The organism is Variovorax jilinensis, assembly GCF_030316885.1.
In the GTDB taxonomy this organism is placed as follows: Bacteria; Pseudomonadota; Gammaproteobacteria; order Burkholderiales; family Burkholderiaceae_C; genus Variovorax; species Variovorax jilinensis.
In genome coordinates this window covers 1-21,656 of sequence record NZ_JASZYQ010000006.1, presented here as the reverse complement: position 1 = coordinate 21,656, position 21,656 = coordinate 1, and the positions used below count along the sequence as shown (strand labels likewise).

Annotated in this window: 19 protein-coding genes and 2 pseudogenes; 14 read left to right on the top strand and 7 right to left on the bottom strand. The window is 62.5% G+C overall.

All coding sequences use genetic code 11. The annotated features are described in order from the left end of the window. Nucleotides 1–5 precede the first annotated feature (5 nt). From QTH87_RS20445 to QTH87_RS20425, 5 genes are all read left to right on the top strand, one after another. A complete protein-coding gene (locus tag QTH87_RS20445) occupies nt 6–596 on the top strand; it encodes a TRAP transporter small permease (RefSeq protein ID WP_286611869.1) in 591 nt (196 codons plus the stop codon). Continuing rightward, a complete protein-coding gene (locus QTH87_RS20440) occupies nt 593–1,873 on the top strand; it encodes a TRAP transporter large permease (protein WP_286611868.1) in 1,281 nt (426 codons plus the stop codon). The genes QTH87_RS20445 and QTH87_RS20440 overlap by 4 nt, the downstream gene beginning before the upstream one ends. Next, complete coding sequence (locus QTH87_RS20435; RefSeq protein WP_286611867.1) at nt 1,834–2,412, top strand: hypothetical protein; 579 nt, start codon at nt 1,834–1,836, stop codon at nt 2,410–2,412. Before QTH87_RS20440 ends, QTH87_RS20435 begins: the two co-directional genes overlap by 40 nt. A 117-nt stretch (nt 2,413–2,529) precedes the next feature. Beyond that, nucleotides 2,530–3,666: an IolE/MocC family protein gene (locus QTH87_RS20430; protein WP_286611865.1), complete on the top strand. Its 1,137-nt coding sequence runs from the start codon at nt 2,530–2,532 to the stop codon at nt 3,664–3,666. A 69-nt stretch (nt 3,667–3,735) separates the two neighbouring features. After that, nucleotides 3,736–4,359 carry a TIGR02466 family protein gene (locus QTH87_RS20425; protein ID WP_286611864.1) on the top strand — a complete coding sequence of 208 codons (624 nt, stop codon included), beginning with the start codon at nt 3,736–3,738 and terminating at the stop codon, nt 4,357–4,359. Nucleotides 4,360–4,446: 87 nt separating this feature from the next. Here the strand turns inward: QTH87_RS20425 and QTH87_RS20420 are convergent, their stop codons facing one another. Continuing rightward, nucleotides 4,447–5,739 (bottom strand): IolE/MocC family protein, encoded by a 1,293-nt coding sequence (locus QTH87_RS20420; protein WP_286611863.1) that lies wholly within the window; start codon nt 5,737–5,739, stop codon nt 4,447–4,449. A gap of 330 nt (nt 5,740–6,069) precedes the next feature. Here QTH87_RS20420 and QTH87_RS20415 point away from each other — a divergent pair, with 330 nt between their 5' ends. From QTH87_RS20415 to QTH87_RS20400, 4 genes and pseudogenes are all read left to right on the top strand, one after another. Further along, complete coding sequence (locus QTH87_RS20415) at nt 6,070–7,296, top strand: ABC transporter substrate-binding protein (RefSeq protein ID WP_286611862.1); 1,227 nt, start codon at nt 6,070–6,072, stop codon at nt 7,294–7,296. Between the two features lie 232 nt (nt 7,297–7,528). Next, nucleotides 7,529–8,671, top strand: a complete 1,143-nt coding sequence (locus QTH87_RS20410; RefSeq protein ID WP_353506156.1) for a sensor histidine kinase — start codon at nt 7,529–7,531, stop codon at nt 8,669–8,671. A 257-nt stretch (nt 8,672–8,928) separates the two neighbouring features. Further along, the gene (locus tag QTH87_RS20405) at nt 8,929–9,717 is read left to right on the top strand and encodes a hypothetical protein (RefSeq protein WP_286611861.1); all 789 of its coding nucleotides are present in this window, start codon (nt 8,929–8,931) and stop codon (nt 9,715–9,717) included. A 119-nt stretch (nt 9,718–9,836) separates the two neighbouring features. Then, nucleotides 9,837–10,163, top strand: a pseudogene (locus tag QTH87_RS20400) (tyrosine-type recombinase/integrase); the annotation flags it as partial. Nucleotides 10,164–10,275: 112 nt separating this feature from the next. Here QTH87_RS20400 and QTH87_RS20395 read toward each other — a convergent pair. After that, a complete protein-coding gene (locus QTH87_RS20395) occupies nt 10,276–11,253 on the bottom strand; it encodes a Bug family tripartite tricarboxylate transporter substrate binding protein (protein WP_286611860.1) in 978 nt (325 codons plus the stop codon). 332 nt (nt 11,254–11,585) lie between these two features. Between QTH87_RS20395 and QTH87_RS20390 the strand changes: the two genes are divergently transcribed. Continuing rightward, a complete protein-coding gene (locus QTH87_RS20390; protein WP_286611859.1) occupies nt 11,586–12,371 on the top strand; it encodes an ABC transporter substrate-binding protein in 786 nt (261 codons plus the stop codon). A 30-nt stretch (nt 12,372–12,401) separates the two neighbouring features. Here the strand turns inward: QTH87_RS20390 and QTH87_RS20385 are convergent, their stop codons facing one another. Next, on the bottom strand, nt 12,402–12,905 hold the full coding sequence (locus QTH87_RS20385; RefSeq protein WP_286611858.1) for a nucleoside deaminase: 504 nt from the start codon (nt 12,903–12,905) through the stop codon (nt 12,402–12,404). Nucleotides 12,906–13,592: 687 nt separating this feature from the next. On the opposite strand from QTH87_RS20385, the gene QTH87_RS20380 reads away from it, so the two are divergent. After that, nucleotides 13,593–14,066, top strand: coding sequence for a CzcE family metal-binding protein (locus QTH87_RS20380; protein WP_286611857.1), 474 nt, complete (start codon nt 13,593–13,595; stop codon nt 14,064–14,066). Nucleotides 14,067–14,602: 536 nt separating this feature from the next. Here the strand turns inward: QTH87_RS20380 and QTH87_RS20375 are convergent. Both QTH87_RS20375 and QTH87_RS20370 read right to left on the bottom strand, forming a co-directional pair. Beyond that, nucleotides 14,603–16,702, bottom strand: coding sequence for an ATP-binding protein (locus QTH87_RS20375; RefSeq protein ID WP_286611856.1), 2,100 nt, complete (start codon nt 16,700–16,702; stop codon nt 14,603–14,605). Then, the gene (locus tag QTH87_RS20370; protein ID WP_286611855.1) at nt 16,689–17,066 is read right to left on the bottom strand and encodes a DNA-binding transcriptional response regulator; all 378 of its coding nucleotides are present in this window, start codon (nt 17,064–17,066) and stop codon (nt 16,689–16,691) included. Before QTH87_RS20370 ends, QTH87_RS20375 begins: the two co-directional genes overlap by 14 nt. 154 nt (nt 17,067–17,220) lie before the next feature. Here QTH87_RS20370 and QTH87_RS20365 point away from each other — a divergent pair, with 154 nt between their 5' ends. Continuing rightward, nucleotides 17,221–17,955, top strand: coding sequence for a response regulator (locus QTH87_RS20365; protein WP_286611854.1), 735 nt, complete (start codon nt 17,221–17,223; stop codon nt 17,953–17,955). A 186-nt stretch (nt 17,956–18,141) separates the two neighbouring features. Here QTH87_RS20365 and QTH87_RS20360 read toward each other — a convergent pair whose 3' ends face one another. Both QTH87_RS20360 and QTH87_RS20355 read right to left on the bottom strand, forming a co-directional pair. Then, the gene (locus QTH87_RS20360; RefSeq protein ID WP_286611853.1) at nt 18,142–18,687 is read right to left on the bottom strand and encodes a Dps family protein; all 546 of its coding nucleotides are present in this window, start codon (nt 18,685–18,687) and stop codon (nt 18,142–18,144) included. Nucleotides 18,688–19,112: 425 nt separating this feature from the next. Next, nucleotides 19,113–19,457, bottom strand: a complete 345-nt coding sequence (locus QTH87_RS20355) for a hypothetical protein (RefSeq protein WP_286611852.1) — start codon at nt 19,455–19,457, stop codon at nt 19,113–19,115. 1,321 nt (nt 19,458–20,778) lie between these two features. Between QTH87_RS20355 and QTH87_RS20350 the strand changes: the two genes are divergently transcribed. Together QTH87_RS20350 and QTH87_RS20345 are read left to right on the top strand one after the other, a co-directional pair. After that, a complete protein-coding gene (locus tag QTH87_RS20350) occupies nt 20,779–21,267 on the top strand; it encodes a hypothetical protein (RefSeq protein WP_286611850.1) in 489 nt (162 codons plus the stop codon). Between the two features lie 5 nt (nt 21,268–21,272). After that, nucleotides 21,273–21,656: pseudogene (locus QTH87_RS20345) on the top strand (hypothetical protein); the annotation flags it as partial.

Here is a 21,656-nt window from a genome sequence, read left to right as displayed (position 1 = left end):
CGCCCATGAATCGATGGCTCGACAGATGCTGCAAGGGCATCGAGATGCTCATTGCCGGGGCGCTGGCGGTGATGGTGGTGCTGGTATTCGGCAACGTGGTGCTGCGCTACGGCTTCAACTCCGGCATCACGGTGTCGGAGGAGGTGTCGCGCTGGCTCTTCATCTGGGTGACCTTCCTGGGGGCCGTCGTGGCGCTCAAGGAGCACGGCCACCTGGGCGTGGACATGGTGGTGCAGAAGCTGCCGCCCGTCGGCAAGAAGGTCTGCCTGGCGCTCGGCCACGTGGTCATGATCTACATCGTGTGGCTGCTGTTCCAGGGCAGCGTGGCGCAGGCCAAGATCAACTGGGACGTGACCGCGCCGGTCACCGGCGCCTCGATGGCGGTGGTGTATGCCTCGGGCATCGTGTTCTCGGTGATGGCCTTCTTCATCCTGGCGCTCGACCTCTGGCGGCTGCTGAGCGGCCAGCTCAGCGACGCTGAACTGGTGATGGTCCAGGAGTCCGAGGAAGCCGTGGCGCTGCAGCAGATCCTGGGCACCGCCAACGACACCGATCCCGTTGCCGCCAATGCCGGCGCACGAGGAGCCAGGCCATGACGATCCTCGTCTTCGTGGGTTCCCTGCTGCTCGCCATGGCGATGGGCATTCCCATTGCCTTCTCGCTGCTGGCGAGCGGCGTGGCCCTGATGTGGCACCTCGATCTGTTCGACGCCCAGATCCTGGCGCAGAACGTGATCGGCGGCGCCGACAGCTTCCCGCTGCTGGCCGTGCCCTTCTTCATGCTGGCCGGCGAGATCATGAACGTCGGCGGGCTGTCCAAGCGCATTGTCGACTTCGCGCTCGCGCTGGTCGGCCACGTGAAGGGCGGCCTGGGCTACGTGACCATCCTGGCGGGCTGCCTGCTGTCGGCGCTGTCGGGCTCGGCGGTGGCCGATGCGGCGGCGCTCACCGCGCTCCTGCTGCCGATGATGGTCAAGGCCGGCCACGACAAGGCACGCGCGGGCGGCCTGATCGCGGCCACAGGCGTGATCGGCCCAGTGATCCCGCCCAGCATCGGGCTGGTGATCTTTGGCGTCGCGGCCAACGTGTCGATCTCCAAGCTGTTCCTGGCGGCGATCGTGCCGGGCATCCTGATCGGCGCTGCGCTGTGGCTGACCTGGGCCTGGCTGGTGCGCAAGGAGAAGATCGTGCCGCCGCCGCGCAAGTCGGGCGCTGAGATCTTCACCGCGTTCCGCAAGGCGCTGTGGGCACTGCTGCTGCCGCTGATCATCCTGGTGGGCCTGCGCATGGGCGTCTTCACGCCGACCGAGGCGGCAGTGGTGGCGGCGGTGTATGCGCTGTTCGTCTCGACCGTGATCTACCGCGAGCTCACCTGGAAGGACCTGTACGGCATCTTCGTGAGCGCGGCCAAGACCAGCGCGATCGTGATGTTCCTGATCGCCGCGGCGATGGTGAGCGCCTGGCTGATCACGGTGGCGGACCTGCCCTCGAAGGTGGTGAGCCTGCTGCAGCCCTTCATGGACAACAAGATCCTGCTGATGATGGCGATCATGGTGCTCGTGATGGTGGTCGGCACCGCGATGGACATGACGCCCACGATCCTGATCCTGACGCCGGTGCTGATGCCGATCGTGAATGCGGCGGGGATCGACCCGGTGTACTTCGGCGTGATGTTCATCATCAACAACTCGATCGGCCTGGTGACGCCGCCGGTGGGGACGGTGCTCAACGTGGTGGCGGGTGTCGGGAAAATCTCGATGGACGATGTCACCAAGGGTGTGGTCCCCTTCATGATTGCGGAGTTCGCGATCATGTTCGTCATGGTCCTGTTCCCGTGGCTGGTCATCTGGCCGGCGAAATTCTTCTCCGGCTGATGTGGCAAAGCGATTCAGACGAGCAAAGGCAGCCTGCATTCGAGGACGAAGTGGCTGACGATGCCAAGTCCATGGACGACAGATTGCATCGGAAGGCCGGCGTTGTGACCGGTGCCGACGATCACCTGCTGCGTGCGCATCGCGTCGCCAACAGGACCCTCAGGCATGAGGACATCGACTGGCTGTGCAATGGTTTCTCTGCATTCCTTGCCAGCAGCGGGCGCGTTCCACTGGAACGCTGCCTGCGATTGCCAACCAATGAACGCGCGCTCAGACGGGCGAGACGCGATGACTTGCTTTGCGCGGCCTGGCTTCAAACCGATCCCGCGTTGTCGGGCTGGCAGCGCTCCGAGGCATTGGCTATGGAGGTGCGACGGTTCGGCGCACGCAAATGGCCGAGATGGTCGGCGTTGGATGCGGCGCCAGAGGAGGCAAGCGCCATGGATCAGGCACTTTTCGAGGCATTCAGGTCTCACGAGCGCGTCCCAGGCACAGCCATGCAACTGCACAACATCGCCGCGCAATGCCGCGGCGAATGACAGATGCACGCGCGCCGCGCATGTCTCTGGCGCGCGCACAAAATTTGTTGCAGGCTCAATTTTGTAGACCCCTCCATACACTCATCCGCTGATCGCATCAAACAACGGAGACAAACGATGGAGAGACGCAATTTTCTTTCGGGGGCCGCTGTCATGGCCGCCGGACTTGCATTGGTCAAGGAGGCCGCGGGCCAGGCAGTCACGCCGGCGCCGCAGCCCCAGACACTGGTCACGCAGCTCTGGTCACGTCATCTGCAATGGGTCAGCACCCAGGCGTATGCGCAATCGAACCCCGAGAGCGCGGGAATCATGATCGGCGACGCGCTCCTGCAGTCCGGCTATGCCGCCGTCGACCTCACCGTGCGCGCGGACGGCCACGTGACGCCACAGAACGTGGCCACCGGCCTCCCGCTGATGCTCAAGGGCATTCGCAGCACGGGTGCCATCTGTGACCACATCGGCGTCAATATCGCGCCGCCCGCCGACCCGAACAACACCCAATGGATCGCGAGCCAGTTCGTGCATGAGATCCTCTCGGTCGCGGCCGCCAACGGCATCAGGAAATATCGATTCAACAATTCTGGTGCCGCCAGCTTTGCCCCCAATACCTATGGCGATGCGATGACGGCGCTGCTCGATGGTGTCCGCGTGAATCACCAGCGCCTGGCCGAGATCAACGCCCAGTACGGCGGCCTGTGCGGCGTCGCCCACACGCACAGCAACAACATCGGTACCACGGTGTACGACTATGAGTACTCGATGCGCGGCATCGACCCCAACCTGATCGCCATCAACCTCGCGATCGGCCATACCGCGTCGGCGGCGCCGCCACCGGGCACTGGGACCGCGCTGTGGCAGCTGGAGATGCGTCGCCACATGCCACGCATCAAATGCACGGCCGTCGAGGACCTGCGCGCGGCGGTCAACGCCACCACCGGTGCTGTGAGCACAAGCAGGATCGAGCCGAATCCGGCCACCGCCGGTGGCGGCCTGATCAACTGGACGACGTTCTACCAACTGCTGCTGAATGGCGGCTACAGCGGGGCGGCCGAGTCGCAGGTCGAATACACCATTCCTGACGCCATTGGCGGATCGATCAGCCTGAACAGCGCCTTCTTCATGGACAACGCTGCATTCACCTCCGGCAGGCTGACGCCCGCCATGATGATTGCCACATTGAAGAACACGTCCGATTTCATCAGGGCGCGCGCGACGGCGGCGGGTTGGGGCCAGAACGGGTCCCAGCTACTCTGATGTCTTTCGAGGCGTTCGGCTGCATCGCAGTCCGGCTCGCGGCTGTCGGTGCGCCAGGAAAGAAGTGCAATGAAGGATGAAGTATTCGGCCTGTTTCCCACCCCTGTGCTTCGCGCGCCGGGCACGCTGGACGCGCGCCTTGTCGAGGGATTGGTGCAGCACTTCAGCGCGCGGGCCACGCAGGCCAATCCGGAGTCCGGCCAGCTGTCGCACACGGCTCTGCTCGATCCCAACGACAGTCCGCTGTTGGTGGAGGCGGCAATGGCGATTACCCCCAAGGTAGTCGACATGGGTGCGCTCATCTTCGGACAGCGGCTCGATTGGGCGATCAAGGAGATGTGGGTCAATATCCTCGAACCCGGCGGCATGCAGGCGCAGCACATTCACGCCAACAGTTTCGTGTCGGGCATTGTCTATCTGACGCCGTCGCACCCGGGTTCACAAACCGTGTTCATGAAATCGTCCACAGGCACCGACTTCGTCTTCAAGAACGCGGGTTCCGACGTGGCGTCGACGCCGTTCAATGCCGAACGCTGGGTCAGCCCCGCGCCTGCGCCGGGCGATCTGCTGCTGTTTCCCAGCTATCTCATGCACGCCGTGCCGCACAACCAGGGCGAACGTCGCATGACGATGGCGTTCAACGCCATTCCGAACCGGCTCGAGTCGTGGGGCTACAGGGTGGATTTCGGCTGAGCGCCGATGAGCACGGGCGCGTCCATGGCGGCGCGCCCGTTGCTCGAGCGAGGCGGCCGCTGGAAGCGGCCCACCTCATGGGACAGTTCAGAGGACCTTGCTGTTGCTGCCGTCCTGGCCCCAACCGGCGATCGCAGCTCGCTCCCGAATGAAGGTGGAGGCATTCTTCATGGTCGCGATCATCATGGCGGGCGTGAGGTTGCCATTGGCGAAATTGGCGTTGTCTGACCAGAACGCCGTGTTCAGGCTGATGTTTGCGCCGGTGCTGCCGTTGGGGATGCTGTACTCGATCTGCGACTCGGCAGCACCGCTGTAGCCGCCCTTGAGCAGGTGCCCGTAGAAGTTGGTCCAGTTGATCACGCCACCGCCTGCGGTGCCCGGTAGTGGCTCGATCCTGCCGCTGCTCAACGCTCCGGTGGTGGCGTTGAGCGTCGCACGCAGATCCTCGACGGCCGTGCACTTGATGCGTGGCATGTGCCTACGCATCTGCAACTCCCACGCCGGATTGCCGGAACCACCAAGTGCAGCGCCTGCGGTATGGCCGATTGCCAGATTGATGGCGATCAGATTGGGATCGATGTCGCGCATCGCGTACTCGTAGTCGTACACGCTGGTGCCGATGTTGTTTCCATGCGTGTGCGCGACGCCGCACAGGTTGCCGTACTTGGCGTTCAGGGCCGCCAGGCGCTGGTGGTTCGCACGGACGCCATCGAGCAGGGTCGTCATGGTGTCGCCGAAGGTGTTGCTCGCGAACGAGGCGACCGTGAGCGTGCCGGCGGTGCCTGGGATTGCGGTGCCGTTGGCATTGTTGAAACGGTACTTTCGAATGCCGTTGTCGTTGGCGACCGACAGGATTTCTTCCACGTTCTCGGCCACGATCCAAGTGGTGTTGAGTGGATCGATCAAAGGAGTGAAATTGACGCCGATGTGGTCACAGATGGCCCCCGTGCTGCGGATCCCCTTGAGCATGTTCGGCAGATGTGTCTTCACGTTCTGCGGCAGCACATGTCCGTCGGCGCGCACCGTGAGGTCGACGGCGGCATACCCGCTTGCCAGCAGAGCCTCGCCAATCTTGACACCGATACCGAAGGGGTCTGTTCCATTCTGAGACTCCGCTTGAGTGCTGACCCATTGCAGATGACGGGACCAGAGCTGCGTGACCAGTTTCTGAGGCCCTGCGGGCGTCGGCTCGACGGGTGGATTGACGGGCGGAACTGGAGGAGCGACCTCGACCGGCGGCGTAGAGCCCGAGCCCGGAGGTGCCGCCCCCGACGGCAAGGAAGCGAAGGGCCCTGGGTTCGAGCCGCCGCCGCCACAAGCAGCCAGTCCGACGCCAGCCGCGGTGGCGACCGCCCCTGAAAGAAAATTGCGTCTCTCCATCGTTTGTCTCCGTTGTTTGATGCGATCAGCGGATGAGTGTATGGAGGGGGTCACAAAATTGAGACTGCAACAAATTTTGTGGAGTGCTCAAACGATGAAGGTCTCCTGCGTTATCGAGGAGAGTGCTAGTCAATCGCCCGAATGACGCGAATGACGCCGCTGTCGCGACAGCTCGACGTCGAAAAAGCCGGAAAACTTGGCATGAACGCGAAATGATTTCCCTGATGGAAAACATTTCCACACTTCCTATCATTCGGCGAGTTCCGTCAGCCGCGCGTCTTGCGGGCTATCGGACGCTCAACCGGCGCACGCTCACCGAAGGTAGGCCAAATGCTTCATCGAATCACCTTGACTCTGTTGACGGGAGTGCTTGCTCTTGTCCTTCAGCCCGCCGTTGCACAGATCAAGCTGGCCGGGATTACCGAAGGTCGAGGGCCGGGCGCAACGGCGGGTCAGAGCCTCAAGAGCGGCTACCTGATGGCCATCGACGAAATCAATGGGAACGGCGGCGTGCTCGGTCAGCAGCTCGAGTTGACGCAGTTCGATATCGACACCTCGCCTGCTGCAGCCGAGGAGGCCACCAAGAAGGCATTGGTTGGCAAGCCCTTTGCTGTCCTCGGCCCGCAGTTTTCCGGCATCACGGCGGCGTCGATGAAGTTCACGGCGGATCCGGCCGTGCCGCAATTCACCGGGGGTGAGGCATCGTCACTGACGCGGCGTTTCCATCCTTCATTGTTGCGCACCTCACTTTCTCAGAGCGGATCCATGCCGCGCCTGGGAGCACTGGCCACCTTCGGATTGGGTGCGCAGAACATCGGATTGATCTGGATCGACAATGACTTTGGCAAGGATGGCCGTGATGCCCTGATTGCAACCTTCAAGCGTCGAAAGACTGTCGTGGGCTTCGACGGCTCGGTCAAACCCGCGCAAACGGATTGCGCCCAGGTCGTGGCGGCGCTGATCGCTGCCAAGGTCGATGCCCTCCTGCTGTATGCCACGGAATCCGAATCGATCGAGGTCTTGAAGGAGTTGCGCAAGCAGGGCTTCGACAAGCCGATCGTGACCGATGGCTTGGTGGCGGCGCAGAAGGTCATTGACGCTGCAGGAGGAGCCACTGAAGGGGTTCTCGTTCACATGAACAACTCAGTCGACGCTCCTTCCGTGCAGATGCAGGCATTCGTGAAGCGCTACGAGGCCCGCTATGGCCGTCGACCGGATCTCAACGGCATCAAGGGCTACTTCTCGGTTCAACTGTTGAAGGCTGGCCTGACGGTGACAGGAGAGCTCGATCAGGCGAAGTTTCTTCACACGGTTCACAACACCCGCTTCGAGGCAACCCGTTTTCCGGACCTCTTGGGCTCGGTCGCCTATGACTTCTTCGGTGACCTCAACAGGGCCAGCTATTTCGCGGTGATCCGAAACGGCAGGCCGCAGATCGTGGCGACGATCAGTGCCCTCGAAGGCGGAATGGTGGAGCTTCCGAATGGGCAACTTATTACTTTGAACTCAGCCGAGTTTCGCCGCGAACTGGCGAGCGTGGTCTTGGCGCGACGTTGACGGGGGCGAACACGATTGTCAGACCGGCGCAATGAAAACAGTTCCGGAAACACGAAGCTGACTTCCCGCCCGCTGCGCCTAGATCTCCGGGCGATCGAGCAATGTGTATTGCCCATGTTCCTAGTGTGCAATCCGAGGCCACTCCGCGGCTAGCGCATACTGCCTCAACACACTGGCGAAGCGTGATTTCCGCCATCATCCGCTGCGACCGGCGCAACGCCGCAGCCCACCTTTGGCCATCGGCATGCGCGGCTTTCTTTCCAACCATCGCGATGAGCTCATTCAAAGATGCACGGAGAAGGTCGCGTTGCGGCCGTCACGAGGTGCTACCCGCGAGCAGCTTGCACACGGCATACCGATGTTTCTCGACCAGTTGACGCGCACGTTGGAAGCCGAGGAAGGTGGCGATGCAGCCGGGGGCTTGCGTATTTCCGGACCATCCGGAGGAGACGCTGCGGCGCTTTCGGAGATGGGGGTTTCTGCGACGGTCCATGGCCGCGAATTGCTCGGGCTTGGCTACACAGTCGACCAAGTCGTGCATGACTATGGCGATCTGTGCCAGGCGATCACCGACCTGGCAGTAGAGCGCGACGCCCCATTTTCGGTCGATCAGTTTCGGACGCTTAACCGCTGCTTGGACAACGCAATCGCAGACGCGGTAACCGAGTTCGCTGCCCAGCGCGATATGGAAGTAGCGCGAAAGCAAGCCCAAGAGGAGAACGAGCGGCTGGGCCTTCTCGCACACGAACTGCGCAACCATTTGCATGTCGCAAAGCTTGCGTTCTCGGCTCTCGAGTCGGGAAGGCTACCTGTCGGCGGATCGACTGGAGGCGTGCTCAAACGCAGCCTGGACTCCCTGCAAATCTTGATCGATCAGTCGTTGGCGTCGGTCCGCAACGCCGCGCACGGGCCGGTGCATCCTCGCGTATTTTCCCTTGCGATGTTTCTGGGTGACGCTGGCCGCGTGGCTGAGCTGTATGCCACCGATACAGGCTGCTTTCTCAACATTGCCGAAGTAGACGCCCGGCTCGCAATCGAAGGCAATCGCGAACTCCTCTCTGCAGCCCTCGGCAACTTGTTGCAGAACGCCTTCAAATTCACCCGAGCCGGGAGCGAAGTCTCGTTGCACGCGCATACGTCCGATTCATGGATCCTCATCGACGTGGAGGACTGTTGCGGTGGAATCCCGAACGGGGCAGCGGACACCATGTTTGAGCCGTTCAAGCAGAATTTCGACGACAAGCGCGGCCTGGGACTGGGGCTGTCGATCGCCAGACGCAGCGTCGAGGCGGACGGCGGCCGTTTGACGGTTCAAGACATACCCGGCAAGGGCTGCGTCTTCACCATTGGATTGCCCCTGCGCAGACTGGCATAACCCGCTGCAAGTCGCTCGTCGACGACGAGCATATCGGGCTTGACGCGACATGCCGAACGTCTGGGGTTGGCCGATCACGGTAGTGCACGAGCATAGGTACAAGGTCGGCTCGCGCTGCGCAGCCGTCGTCCTGATATGACGCGCAACGACGTGCACCGCTTCGTCCCTCCATGCATACATGACGACACAGGCGCTTTGCCTACAGACGACGTGCCACACCGTCTGCAAAGTCGAAGCGCAACCAGAGAGGGACGCACATGCCCGTCGTCTGCGAATCTTGCGGCAAGGACAATCGATCGAGCGCCATGTTCTGCATTGGGTGCACTGGCCGCTTGCCCGGCTTTGCGCCCACGGGGCCGTCCGCGCTCGAGGCGATGCGCTCGTTGCGCGTGCCCCGTCGGACACCCGCAGATGGCGCTGGTCAGAAAGGCGGCATGGGGGCCGCGGCCTTCTTCGGGGAAGCCATCGCGTTCTGGTTCGGCCTGGCCGTGCTTGCGGCCGTAGTCATCGCCGGCTTCACAAGCTGGTATGTGTATGTCACGCGCAAGAGCGAGCCTTCGGCGCCGCCGGCGGCACGCGTGGTCCAGGCACCGGTGCCGGAGGTCGATCTCCCCAATGCCGGCGCCTGGCTGCTGGCACCGGCCGCAACGCCATCGTCGTCCCCGTTGCCCTTGCCCTTGCCACACGCGCAGGCACGAGCGCAAGCCCCAGTCCCACCCCGCTCGGCAGCCATCGCCGAGACTCCCGCGGACGCGGTGTCCACCTTCTATCGTGCGCTCTCTCGCGGCGACGGTAAGTCGGCGGCAGCGATGGTGACGCCCGCCAAGCGCGGCGCAGGCCCCTACGAAGAGACGGGCATGACGCGCTTCTACGCATCCTTCCGCGAGCCACTTCAGCTGCTTTCGGTCAGGCCGCTCGATGCGCGCAGGGTCGAGGCACGGTATCGTTACCGCGCGACGCATTCTCGGTGCGACGGCACGGCGATCGTCGACACCGAACGCGTGGCGCAGCGCGTCGTCATCCGAAGCATCCAGGCCAACTGCTGAAGTTGCAGCGCTGGGCGAGGCGCGAAGGCTCGGGCGGCTCGCGCGTGGCAAGGTCGAAAGACCGCGATCAGGGCCGAAGTCGTAATCTGCGCCTTGACCGAGGGTCTAAAAGATTTCCTGTGTTCCCGAGCCGGGTCCACGATTCGCCACATCTGGGAAAACGGCAATATGCTCGAATCCTTGGGGGGTGGGTTCAAGAAATCGGCCTCGATCCGAGCGAGTACGGCACGCACTCGATGCGGCGCACACAGGCAACCTTGATCTACTAACGCTCCAAGAACTTGCGCGCTGTGCAACTGCTGCTTGGACATGCCAAGCTGGAGTCTTCAGGGCAATACCTGGGCATCGAGGTCGATGACGCATTGGAGATCGCCGACAGACGGAGATCTGACGCGTTCAAGGGAGATGGGTGCGCGCCGCTTGATCGCAAACCTCGGAAGTGGTGATGGAGCGGCACGCCCCTTTCGCCGAGTTGAGGCCCTGGCACGCCTTAAAGCAACTGCGGGGGAGTACTTCGAGATCGCATTCCCAGCCGAGTGCGATGGGTTGGCGAAGCGGCTAGAGCTTGATTCCTGCGTCCTTCACTGTCGGCCCCAAGACGCCCACCTGTGCCTTCACGAAATCGTTGAACATTGCAACAGTCTCTGGCTTGCCGACGATCCCCAGCTCCGTGAGCTTCTTCTGGATCTCAGGCATCACCAGCACTTCGTTGCACGCGGCGTTCAGCCGCGCCACCACATCGGCGGGCAGGTGAGGCGGCCCGGAGAGGCCGAAGAAGTTCTCGAGCACCAGCTTCGGCTGCTTCAACTCGACCATCGTCGGCACGTCCGGCATCAGGGGCGAGCGCTGGGTCCCCGTCACGGCAAGGGGAACCAGTTGCCCACTCTTGAAGAAGGGAACGTACGAGGTGATGACGTCGATGCCGACCGGGATCGTGTTGGCGATCAGATCGGTGGTCATCGGAGAGCCTCCACGATAGGGCACATGCACCATGTTCAGCCCGGTAGTTTTCTTCAGCAGCTCGCCCTCGATGTGTCCGATCGATCCGGGGCCCCCAGAGCCGAAGTCCATGCGGCCGTCCCTCTTGGCGGCCGCTTCGAATTCGGCGTAAGTCTTGATGCCCGACGGCTTGCTGGCCATGATGACCAGCGGCGCTGCACCCAGGTAGGCGATGTGGGTGAAACCCGCGACCGGGTCGTAGGGCAGCTTCTCCAGGGTGAATGGGCCAAGCGCGACCGGCGTCGTGTTCGACAGCATGAGCGTATAGCCATCGGGCGCCGCCGCCGATACCTGAGCCCCTCCGATGGTCCCGCCCGCCCCTGGCTTGTTGTCAACGACAACGGGCTGCCCGAGCTTCTTGCCGAGCTGCTCGGCCATCAGGCGAGCCAACACGTCGCTCGAACCGCCGGGTGGGAATGTGACGATGATCTTGATCGGCTTGTCGGGCCACTGCGCGTAGGCGGGAAGGGCGGCTGCCACGACGCCAGCCGTCAAGAACTGCAGCGCGCTTCGCCGGGTAGGATGAAATTGGGTCATGACGGCTCCGGATCAGAGAATAGGGCCATCTCATAGCAATTACCGCGCCTACGGCGCTTCGTGGCCTGCTGTTTGCTTCGTGACGCTTCGCCCGACAACAACCAAAGAGATCTTCGAGATGTCCTTGATATCGTCATCGTCATCCGGACTGCGCCAGCTGCGCTTCATCCTCAACACGTTCTATTCCGGGCCGCAAGCCTGGTTCTTCCTGGCCGACGATCGCGGTTACTTCCGCGACGAAGGCCTGGAGGTCGTGTTCACCGAAGGCGACACGATGGCCAACGCAGTGCCCAAGTTGATGGCAGGCATCGTTCGATGCCGGGTATGGCGACATGAATGCGCTCGTCGAATGGGCGTCCGCCGAGCCCAGGGAGGCACCGTTCGGCGTCTTCGCCATGCACAACGCCTCTCCATACACCATCGCGGTGCCCGCAGCCGGCAAGACGCTGGTCCCCACGGACCTGCACGATCTGTCGCTGGTCACGCACCCGAACGATGCCGCGTGGCGCATGTTTCCGGAGTTCTGCGCCGCGTGCGGGATCGACCCGGCAAGGGTGAAGATCGAGGTGTCAGATCTCGCGCATCGCGAGCTGGTCCCCATGATGCTGGAGGGGCGATGGGACGGGCTGTTCGGCTTCGTCAACACGATCCGTGCGCAGACGATCGAAGCTGGATTGAATCCCGAGACGGTGCTGCGCCATTTCGAATGGCAGCACCATGTGCCGTCGCTCTACGGTGGTGCGGTGATGGTGACGCCGGCGTTGCTGCGCGACCATCCATCGGTCGTCGCGGGGCTGGTGCGGGCGGTCAACCGGGGCGTGGTCGACACCGTGGCAGACATCGACGCTGCCATGGATGCCGTGGTGCGGCGCAACCCGTCCATCGATCGTGTTGCCAACCGCGAACGACTTGCCGGAACACTTGCCGTCGAGATGGCCCACCGCGAAGGCGGCATGCTGGGCATCGGCGCCGTGGACATGGCGCGAATCCGCCAAACTATCGAACTGATGGGACGCACCAAGCAGCTTGTGCATCCGCCGCGCGCAGAACGGCTCTTCGATAGCCGGTTTTTGCCGCCGCTCACACAACGCGTCCGCTCACTGGCGGCCGGAGGCTAAGACCGGGACGCCACGAACCCGAACGCTGCGCTAGCCCGCCTTGCCACCTCGGCGCGGCCCGGCCCATGCTGTGAGGATGTCGACGGCTTCGGCCGCCATTCGCTGCTCGGACGGCAACCGCCGTGCCTGCAGCGCAGCGCCGGCCTCGATCCGCAGTTCGTCGACGTCGATCGGGTGCCGCTCGGCCACGGGCAACCCCTCGAACGCAGCCCCCGATTGCTCCAAGGAAGCCGCGTAGAACAGCTTGCGGATGCCCACGATGTGCATGGCCGCGACGCACAGCGCGCAGGGTTCGCACGACGTGTACAGATCGCAGCCCGCGAGGTTCACCCGTCCCAGCTTGCGGCAGGCGTCGCGGATCGCCTCCACCTCGCCGTGCGAGGTCGGGTCGAAATGCGCCAGGGAGTGGTTGAAGCCTTCGCCCACCACCACGCCCTCCAGCACGATCACCGCGCCGAACGGTTCGGTCCCCGGCACCTCCAGTGCCTCGGCAGACAGTGCAAGAGCTCGTTGCATGAATTTTTCTTCGTACATGGTTCGATTCTCATTCAGGCGGTCTGTGCATTGGATCAAATGGAGGTCATGGCCTCAAGCTCACGCGCTTGCAACGGCAAGGTCGGCTAAGCAACGCCAAGCTGTCACCGCGGCTGGAAAGGTCTTCAGATCTCGAGGACGGGACTCGGCGTCAGCGCGTGAGTTCGTCGGGTGGCAGTGGAGGACAGCAATCGCTGCATAGCTGCCGGACCATGTGACCATGAGTACCCCGGTGGAAGCGCATAGTGCAGCCCCTGCAAAAACCTAGGGAATCATGGCCAAGCGGCACACCGCGATCTTGGCAGCCCTCAAGGTCGAGAAAGCCACCTCACCTGCTTGCAGCGGCTGAGCTGCGTGTGTTGCCGCGATCTCTGACGCCAACCTGAGGCAGCCAGGTCACGAGCACCGAGGCATGGCCACGCCTTTGTTGCAGCTTCCGCGCACGATCGCGAAACCAGTTCTCTGCAGTGCATAGGAAGACAGCAGGATCGACGGTTGCATATGAAACGTCTCAATTGCGACTCGCAATGAAATCGAAATGAAGAGCTTCGATCATTGGCCAAAAGAGGTCACAGCCTGCTATTCCACCGGCCGTCGAGCAGCTTCGCTGAGGCGGCGAATGGGCTCTCGTTCAACTATTCCGTGGAGCTCTCTATGCATCAGTTTTCAGTCCGCAGACTTCAGGCCTTGGCCAGCTTCCTCCTGATGTCGGCTACAGCCGCCCCTGCGCAAGTTGACGATCGTGCGATGACGATTGCGAATGCCCTACCAGACCCTTCGTCGCGGCCCGCTTCAGCCGTATGCGTCACAGCCGTGGAGGTCTGTCGTCGATCCAAGAGTGTCACAAGGATGATGGTTTTTGCAATCTCCGTGGCCGTCTTGGCCGTCTTGGCCGCCTGCGCGCCCATTCGCGCCAACCTGCTGGGTCAACCTGACGATCCTCAACAGGCCAGTCGCACCATCGTCATTACTTCTGCTACGAAGTACGTCAATGTGACGGGAGGTGATGTGGTAACGTTTCTCATTGGCGAAAGAGAATTTACTTGGCACATTCAAGCACCGCAGGGACTTTACACATTTCAACTGAACACCATCGCGCCGAGCGGATTGCTTGACCACCCAGTGACCGTCTACGTTGCGCCCGATCCTTTATATGAATAGGCAAGGTTCGGCGCGATGAATCGGCGGCTTGCAGATGGCACGTCCGCGATGCTCACGAGGCCCCGGCAGCATGCTGCGGATTCCGACTCGCATAGGGCGAAGCGAACGTTGAAGAGGCTCATAGGGGCACCGCCGTGGCGCGTCGATAACTCCCGTCGCGAGTTTTGCGTGCAGGCGTCAGCGCAAGCTCGAGGTTAAATGCATCTCCTTTGCTGGCGTCGACGCACTCCGATGCAAAAGTTTCCAGCTGGTCATCCTGCGCATCAGGCGCCTTCGGAAAAAAAATGCGCAGGCCAAGCGCCAGGCGATCTCAAAGTCCGCTGCGCATTCCAGGGCGAATCACAGCACGGATGACCAGGTTTGATCGCCAACAATCTGGAGTAGCACATGCGCTGCAGCGCTCTCCTACCTAAGTGGCTCAAGTGCCTCGGTGCCGTTGGCGGTGGTGATGTCGGTCGTATCCTGGGGCGGGCGGGTCAGGGAACCACCTGTCACGTCGCGCATGGCGCAGGCACTGCCGGCTGCGGCTCCCTGCCTCAGTCACTATTGAAGTTGCGCGCCAGGCTCTCGGCCAGTTCCTGCAGGCCGAGGGGCTTGCGCAGAAGCTCGACCACACCGGCCTCGCGCGCGCGTTGCTCCAAAGCGGCGCTGACGTTGCCGCTGACCAGGATGACGGGCAGGTCGGGGCGCAGCGTCTGAAGCCGCGCGGCCAGTTCACTGCCTGCCAGGTCAGGCAGCATCTCGTCGGTGAGCACCGCGTCGAACCGTTGCGGTTCGGCGATAAATGCCTCTAGCGCGCGCTCACTAGAGTCAAAGCCGACCGGCTCGTAGCCCAGTTCGGCCAGCAGTTCCTCGGCCAGTTCGACCAGTGGTCGCTCGTCATCGATCACCATCACCACTTGGCCGTTGCCACGCGGCCAGGTGGCATCCGGCGGCGAGAACGGCGCTTCGAACTCGCCCGAAACCGGTAGCCAGACCGTCACTTGCGTCCCATGTCCGGGCGCGGTCGAAATATCGATCGCACCGCCGAGATCGGTCACTATGCCGTGGACCATCGAGAGCCCTAGTCCTGTTCCTTCGCCAACCTTCTTGGTAGTGAAGAAGGGATCGAAGGCACGCTGCAGCACTTCAGCCGACATACCTGGGCCATCATCGGACACCACAAGGCGGACATAGGCTCCAGCAGCGAGTTCGCCGTGCATCCGTGGCTTCGGCTCATCCGAATGCACTCGGTCGAGCAGGACCTCGATGGTGCCTGCGTCGCCAATCGCCTGCGCCGCATTCGTGCACAGATTCATGACCACTTGGTAGAGCTGGGTGCCGTCTCCCAGCACGGCGGAACTGCCAGCGTCGAGCTTCGCTTCGAAACGTATCGCCTCTGGCAGGGTGGGCCTGAGCATCGCGATGGCCTCCTCGGTCACGGCCTGAATGTGGACAGGAACACGTTCGGCGACGCCGCTGCGGCTGAAATCCAGGATGCGGCGCACCAACACCCGTGCCCGCGCGCCGGCCTGCATCACGCGGTCGATATAGCGGCGCATGTCGCTTCCCGGCGCGGCATGCTGCTGTGCCATCTCGCCGAAGCCTAGTATGGCTCCGAGGATGTTGTTGAAGTCGTGTGCGATACCACCGGCTAGCGTGCCGAGCGATTCGAGACGCTCGGCCTTCTGCAGCCGGGCCTCCAGCGCCGCCTTGTCGGCCTCGCCGGCCTCTAGTCTTCGCAGTTGCCGCAACAGACCTGCGATGGTTAATACCACCAGCGCCGTGAGCAGTAGGGTGCGTATGGTGGCGCTGCGCATCTCGTCGTGCCAGGGCCTCAGGGCGTGGTCCTCATCGCGTGTGAGCGTCAGGGTTAGCGGCCTCTTGCCAACGCCCACCGCCGCGATCAGTTTAGTCCGGCCGTCGACCGGGCTGACCGATCGATCGATCAGCGGCGCGCCCTTAAATGCTGGCAGCTCAGGGTACCGCTGGTTCGGGTCTAGGCCAACCACTTCCGGTTGGCGTACCACCAAGGTGCCATCGTCGAGAGTCAGGATGAGGGCGCCGCCTTCGCCGAGGTCGATCGCGGTGTAGGCGGCCTGGATCTCCTGTAGCGTGACGATGGCCGTGACCACGCCCTCGAAGACGCCCTCTCGTGTGTTCAGGCGCCGCGACACCACCAGCGCCGGGAGGCGCTCGGTTCGCGTGACCACGGGTTCATTGATGTAAAGGCCGCCGGAGGCTCGTGCGCGCTGGCTCAGGAAGTAAGGACGGTCAGATACGTCGGCGAGCGGCTCCCCGGTCACCCGCGAGCGGTGTCGCTGCCTGCCCTCGGCATCAACCACGGTCAACACGCTAACCTGCGAAACCCCAACTACGCGTGACGCGAGGCCCACGGCTACCGCGTCGGCAGGCAGGTCGCGGCCGGTGGTCTCCCACCATTCGCTAGTGTCGCGCAACAGCACGTCGACGGCTTGCAGGGTCCTTGCGCCTTGCTCGGCCAGCGCCCTGGCCAAGTTGCCGAGTTCACGCTCGTTCGCAATCATGATCTGCCTATGCAGCCGCCAACCATCGTAAACGGCCGAACCGGCGAAGGCCGCAACCAGTACGACGCCGGCGGCAATGATCCGCCGCCTCAGGCGCTCACCGGATCTCATGCGATTGCAGCATGGTGGCCACGGACCCGACCAGTTCATCTCTGGTGCAGGGTTTGGCCAGAAGACGGTCTACACCGAGGGCCCGGGCGGCGTCGGATTTGCTGCCCAGGCTGCGTCCAAGGCGGGTCGAGATGCCGATCACTGAGGCCTTCGGATAGGCAGCATGCACGGCCTGCACAGTGCGTTTGCTTTCGAGGTCGCGAGAGCGCGGATGCGGGAAGTCGAGAATGACCAGATCGGCCGTTGCGCAGAGCGCGGGCTCGTACCGCGGTAGCGAGTGGACGTGGTGCCCCTCGCCGGCTAGCCATTCGGAAATCAGCACGCGCATCGCAGCATCTTCCTCGATAACCAAGATCTTCGACATAAATTCGTCCTTGTGCATTGACCTGGCCGTAAAGCCCCTGGGACCTATTGGCGCAGACGCGAGTGCCGGCGAAATGTCAGTTCGGGCGCGCTCATTTCACTTGTAATCTGCCGGTAGGCTCTCGTAGGCTCGATTGCAGTACGCTCCGATCGCCATGAACACAGCTTCACCCCACATCCTCGTCGTCGATGACGATCCGGCACTGCGCGACCTGATGTCGGTCTACCTGTCCGAGAATGAGTTTCAAGTCACCGCCGTCGCCAGCGGTGCCGAGATGAGCGCCATCCTGCAGGACAACGTGATCGACTTGGTCGTGCTCGACCTGCGACTGGGCGGCGAAGACGGCATGCAACTGGCGCGCGGCTTGCGAGACAGCAGCGAACTGCCAGTCATCATTGTTACCGGCAAGCAGGACGAGGCTGATCGGGTGATGGGACTGGAGATTGCCGCCGACGACTACGTCACCAAGCCTTTCAGCAACCGAGAGATGCTGGCTCGCATCCGCGCCGTGCTGCGCCGCTACCAGGTGCGCTCCGACGTGGGATCTCAAGGCCGCAGCACCAAACGAAGGGCCTATCGCTTCGCTGGCTGGGAGCTGAACCTGCTGGCGCGCCGGCTGACCTCCCCGGGGGGGCAGCGCGTCGAGCTCAGCAACGGCGAGTTCAACCTCTTGCTGGCTCTGTGCGAGCAACCGCAGCGCGTGTTGTCGCGCGACCAGTTGCTAGAGGCGTCGCGGCTGCATGGCGCCGAGGTGTACGACCGCTCGATCGACGTTCAAATCCTTCGGCTGCGGCGCAAGATTGAGGTCGACGCCTCGGCGCCGAAGATGATCCGTACCGAGCGCGGCGCCGGCTACGTGTTCGAGCCGCAGGTACAGGTGCTGCACTGAGCGTGGCCGCCGGCCGCGCCCTTGGCGGGTGGACGGCCGGCCGCCTGCAGGCGCAAGATCACCTCAGTCCAGCAGGCGCCTTCGGCGTAGGCGCAGTGAACCCGGGCTACGCTCCGGACCTGTCCCGCCAGCAGGGCGGAAAACTGCGCCGGTTGAACCCGCCGAGTGCTCCTGCCTTGATCTGCATCAGGCCGCGCGGCCGGTCTCAAACAGGAACCATGCGCGCCGCTCGGCCTCGTCGATCCAGTTCTCCAGCAGGCTCGCGGTGGCGACATCGCCATGGGCGTCGCACATTGCATGGGTGGCGCGCATATAGTCGACCAGACGCAGGTTGTCCTCGCGCAGCTCGGCCAGCATGTCGCCCGGCGTGACGAAGGGCGCATCGTTATCCGACAGGCGCTGGTGGCGCGAGATGTCACCGATCGAGCGCAGCGTGCTGCCGCCGAGCTTGCGTGCGCGCTCGGCGAGCGGGTCGGTGAGGGCGAAGATCTGGTCCGACTGCTCGTCGAGCATCAGGTGGTAGTCGCGAAAGTGCGGGCCAGAGATGTGCCAGTGAAAGTTCTTCGTCTTGAGGTACAGCGCGAAGCTGTCCGCAAGCAGGGCCGCGAGGCCGGCACCGATGTCCTGCCGGGCATCGGCGCCAAGGGCCGTCGGCGTACGCAGGGGCGCCTGTCGGCGGGCGACTGTGGATTCGAGTGTGGTAGTCATAAAAGCGACCTCGGTAAGCTGCATCGGGAATGGAGATGGACGGCCGGACGATGCGTTCCGGGTCCATGGATGAACTGTGAGGTGCGCGAGTTGCCGCGTCATTTCATGGCCGACGGCCATGTTGCATATGAAATGACGGGCCGCGAAGTTAGAGGCGAAGCGGGAAATGCCGCCCACCGAGTTCGAGGCCGCCCGTCACGACCAAGGACCTCGCCATAAACAGCCCCGCTCCGCAGCGCGGAGCCGAGGAACTGCCTGCGTCGCAGTTCGTCGGTTGGGGGCATCCTTCTTAGAGTTCGTTCTTTAACAAGGTTGTGAATGTGCTACGCCCTGCTGTCGCTCAACCTGCGTGGGTGACGGCAGGCTGGCAGATCTGGCTCCATGAAGCAATGCGGGTCGCGCTGGAAGCATCATGATCGGGGACTTCATCGGCCAGAAGTATTGCGACTTCAGCCACGCGGGGTCGTCCGAACGAAGATCAGTAGATGGCCAGCTTCGTATGCGCCGCGGGCTGCCATCTTTAGCCTCTCGATCGTCGTTTTCATTCGAAGCGCAAGATCTTTGCCTGTCCCTTCCGTCGGGCTCTCCATGAGGCGATGTGCCACAGTCAAAAGATTCGTCGCGGCTATTAGAGTCTTTCGTAAGGCGAGTCGCTTTTGCGTGAGCCCCCTCTCTTCGTCCTTGGGGTTGATGCAGGGAGCAATCAGATGCTCGCCATCGTCACCTCCTCTCACCAGCACATGTTCGATTAGCTGCAGTGCTTGCTCTAGGTCAAGCAGTTCCGTGGTTTTCATTGTTTGTACTCTTCTTGCGTCGCTCGTTGTATTGGGCGACTTCGTGTCGTGGTTTGGTATGGTTTGTCTCCTCTCCCCAAATTCTTCTCTCAGTACTTGAGATCACGCTGTGGTGCCGCATTGAGGGCCAGCGTATTGCGCCAATCCGACGTTTGGAAGGCGTGCTTCATGCGAATTCTGCAATTGATTCGATGTGGCCTGTACAAACGGCGAGGATCCCGCACCTTGAGGCAATGTTTGCCAGGGAGGACCGGGCTAGATCAAGCCGAGGAATGCAATGATCGCGACACCGCCGAGATTGGACGCTCTCACCGAGCGCTGCGGTCATCAGCGTCGCGCTCATGGCCAAAGCATCGCTTTGTCAACGTGTTAGCCATCGTGAAGATCGCGTTGGTTTATTGCGCCGCCAAGACCCGGGCAAAGAGCCAGCCCACAAGGAGCGCGCGCCAAGCGTCGCACTCCACACTTCGACCGGTGGCCGGAATGCATGCAGCATGGTTGATTCGCGGTCCGAGCCGCCTCAAGTGCATAGCGAATACAGGGGGTCGTCCAGGGTGCTCGGAGTGCTTGCCGCCGGCAAATGAGGTCTCGAGAATCCGACGACCCTGAATGCGTCGCTTTGAGTCGGCGATGCTGGATTGCGATCCCCAAGCCGAGGCCCGATGCACCGGTTCCGGAGCCTCTACCCCCACTGCATGCGTCGAGCACAACGACCGCTTACATCAAACAGCGTCAACCCCTTGACTGGGCGGCATTGATCGGCCAAATCTGGACTATGAGTTCTCATCGGGTGCCTTAAAGTCGTTACGCAAAGAGTGTCGAATCGCCTTGACCCGCGCCGTCCTCCGATAGGGCGGGCATCAAACGGCCAATGGGAGAGGCCGTTCGTTCCGATGTGCGCGGAAGGGCGATTTCGTTTGGTGTTGATCGATTCTGTAGCGCTGCAATTCGTATACCCGACGCAATTGGATCCTGGCGACGTACTCAATGGAAACTTAAGGGTGCACTTCCCTCGCAATTATGTAGTGAGCTATCAAAACAGATGACAAATTTGTCACCGCCCGGCACTTTTGTTCTCGGGACATCATCACCTTGAGCGCCTGCCCTCACGCCACATGAGCGGATGGCTTAAAGGATCTACATCAACTTTATTACGCGCGTGTGAAAAACGCTTGAATGTGAACGAGGCAACGCAAAGCGCCTCCAATGACGCTTCTCAGTCACAGCTGCAACATGCATGGCGCTCGCCTGAAACAGAATTGGAACGACGGCCATTGAAGATGGAGTCTTCATCGCCAGATTCGCAGGTCAAGGAGCACCTATGCCAGCCCTCCAAGCAAGAACTGACCGGACTGTCTCTTGTCTGAGCGTCGGCTCTACGCTCGAACCTTTTCTTGCGCCCGCCACCAACGGCAGTTTCGCCCGTGACGTGCAGTTCCTAGAACTCCTGGCCGCTTACCGGCGCTCAGGAGGCCTTGCGACCGGCTCCGAGATCGCTGCCAGAAGGCCCGGTGTTGGCTTGTCCCAGCTCGCGCGGATCATTGCCAAGCGCGAGTTGATCAGCCTCGACTGGGGCGGCCATCGATGGTTGCCGGTGTTTCAGTTCGAGGAGGGAGGTGGCACCGTGCGAGGGTCAGTGAGCGCCTTGGTCGAGGAACTGTCCGTGGCTCTCGACGACTGGGAGCTGGCGCAATGGTTTGTCGACGCCAACTCCTTGCTCAACGGCGCCACGCCCCTGGAACTCGTCCATGGAGACTTCGTTCGGGTCCATGATGCAGCACGTGCGCTGCGCTTCGTTTGCAAGAACTGAACACCATGGGCGGCGGTTTGGGTATCAGGAAGTATGGGCATCCCGCCGGCGGATGGGATGCCCTGGGCGCCGTTGCCAAGGCCATCCATGGCCAGATGAATACGATCTCGGGCACCCAGATCATGCTCAGGAACAACCAGCCCGACGGCTTCGACTGCCCGGGCTGCGCCTGGCCCGATCCGAAGCACACCTCGACCTTCGAGTTCTGCGAGAACGGTGCCAAGGCCGTGAGCTGGGAAGCGACACGCAAGCGCGCGACGCCCGAGGTGTTCCAGCGCCACTCGGTCAGCGAACTGCTGACATGGAACGACCACGACATCGAGGACCTCGGACGCCTCACGCATCCGATGGCCTACGACGCGGCCACCGACCGCTACCTGCCGATCGGC

Coding starts and splice junctions, on each gene's coding strand:
- QTH87_RS20445 (WP_286611869.1), top strand. CDS start 6: ATGAATCGATGGCTCGACAGATGCTGCAAGGGCATCGAGATGCTCATT.
- QTH87_RS20440 (WP_286611868.1), top strand. CDS start 593: ATGACGATCCTCGTCTTCGTGGGTTCCCTGCTGCTCGCCATGGCGATG.
- QTH87_RS20430 (WP_286611865.1), top strand. CDS start 2,530: ATGGAGAGACGCAATTTTCTTTCGGGGGCCGCTGTCATGGCCGCCGGA.
- QTH87_RS20425 (WP_286611864.1), top strand. CDS start 3,736: ATGAAGGATGAAGTATTCGGCCTGTTTCCCACCCCTGTGCTTCGCGCG.
- QTH87_RS20420 (WP_286611863.1), bottom strand. CDS start 5,739: ATGGAGAGACGCAATTTTCTTTCAGGGGCGGTCGCCACCGCGGCTGGC.
- QTH87_RS20415 (WP_286611862.1), top strand. CDS start 6,070: ATGCTTCATCGAATCACCTTGACTCTGTTGACGGGAGTGCTTGCTCTT.
- QTH87_RS20405 (WP_286611861.1), top strand. CDS start 8,929: ATGCCCGTCGTCTGCGAATCTTGCGGCAAGGACAATCGATCGAGCGCC.
- QTH87_RS20395 (WP_286611860.1), bottom strand. CDS start 11,253: ATGACCCAATTTCATCCTACCCGGCGAAGCGCGCTGCAGTTCTTGACG.
- QTH87_RS20390 (WP_286611859.1), top strand. CDS start 11,586: ATGAATGCGCTCGTCGAATGGGCGTCCGCCGAGCCCAGGGAGGCACCG.
- QTH87_RS20385 (WP_286611858.1), bottom strand. CDS start 12,905: ATGTACGAAGAAAAATTCATGCAACGAGCTCTTGCACTGTCTGCCGAG.
- QTH87_RS20375 (WP_286611856.1), bottom strand. CDS start 16,702: ATGAGATCCGGTGAGCGCCTGAGGCGGCGGATCATTGCCGCCGGCGTC.
- QTH87_RS20370 (WP_286611855.1), bottom strand. CDS start 17,066: ATGTCGAAGATCTTGGTTATCGAGGAAGATGCTGCGATGCGCGTGCTG.
- QTH87_RS20365 (WP_286611854.1), top strand. CDS start 17,221: ATGAACACAGCTTCACCCCACATCCTCGTCGTCGATGACGATCCGGCA.
- QTH87_RS20360 (WP_286611853.1), bottom strand. CDS start 18,687: ATGCAGCTTACCGAGGTCGCTTTTATGACTACCACACTCGAATCCACA.
- QTH87_RS20355 (WP_286611852.1), bottom strand. CDS start 19,457: ATGAAAACCACGGAACTGCTTGACCTAGAGCAAGCACTGCAGCTAATC.
- QTH87_RS20350 (WP_286611850.1), top strand. CDS start 20,779: ATGCCAGCCCTCCAAGCAAGAACTGACCGGACTGTCTCTTGTCTGAGC.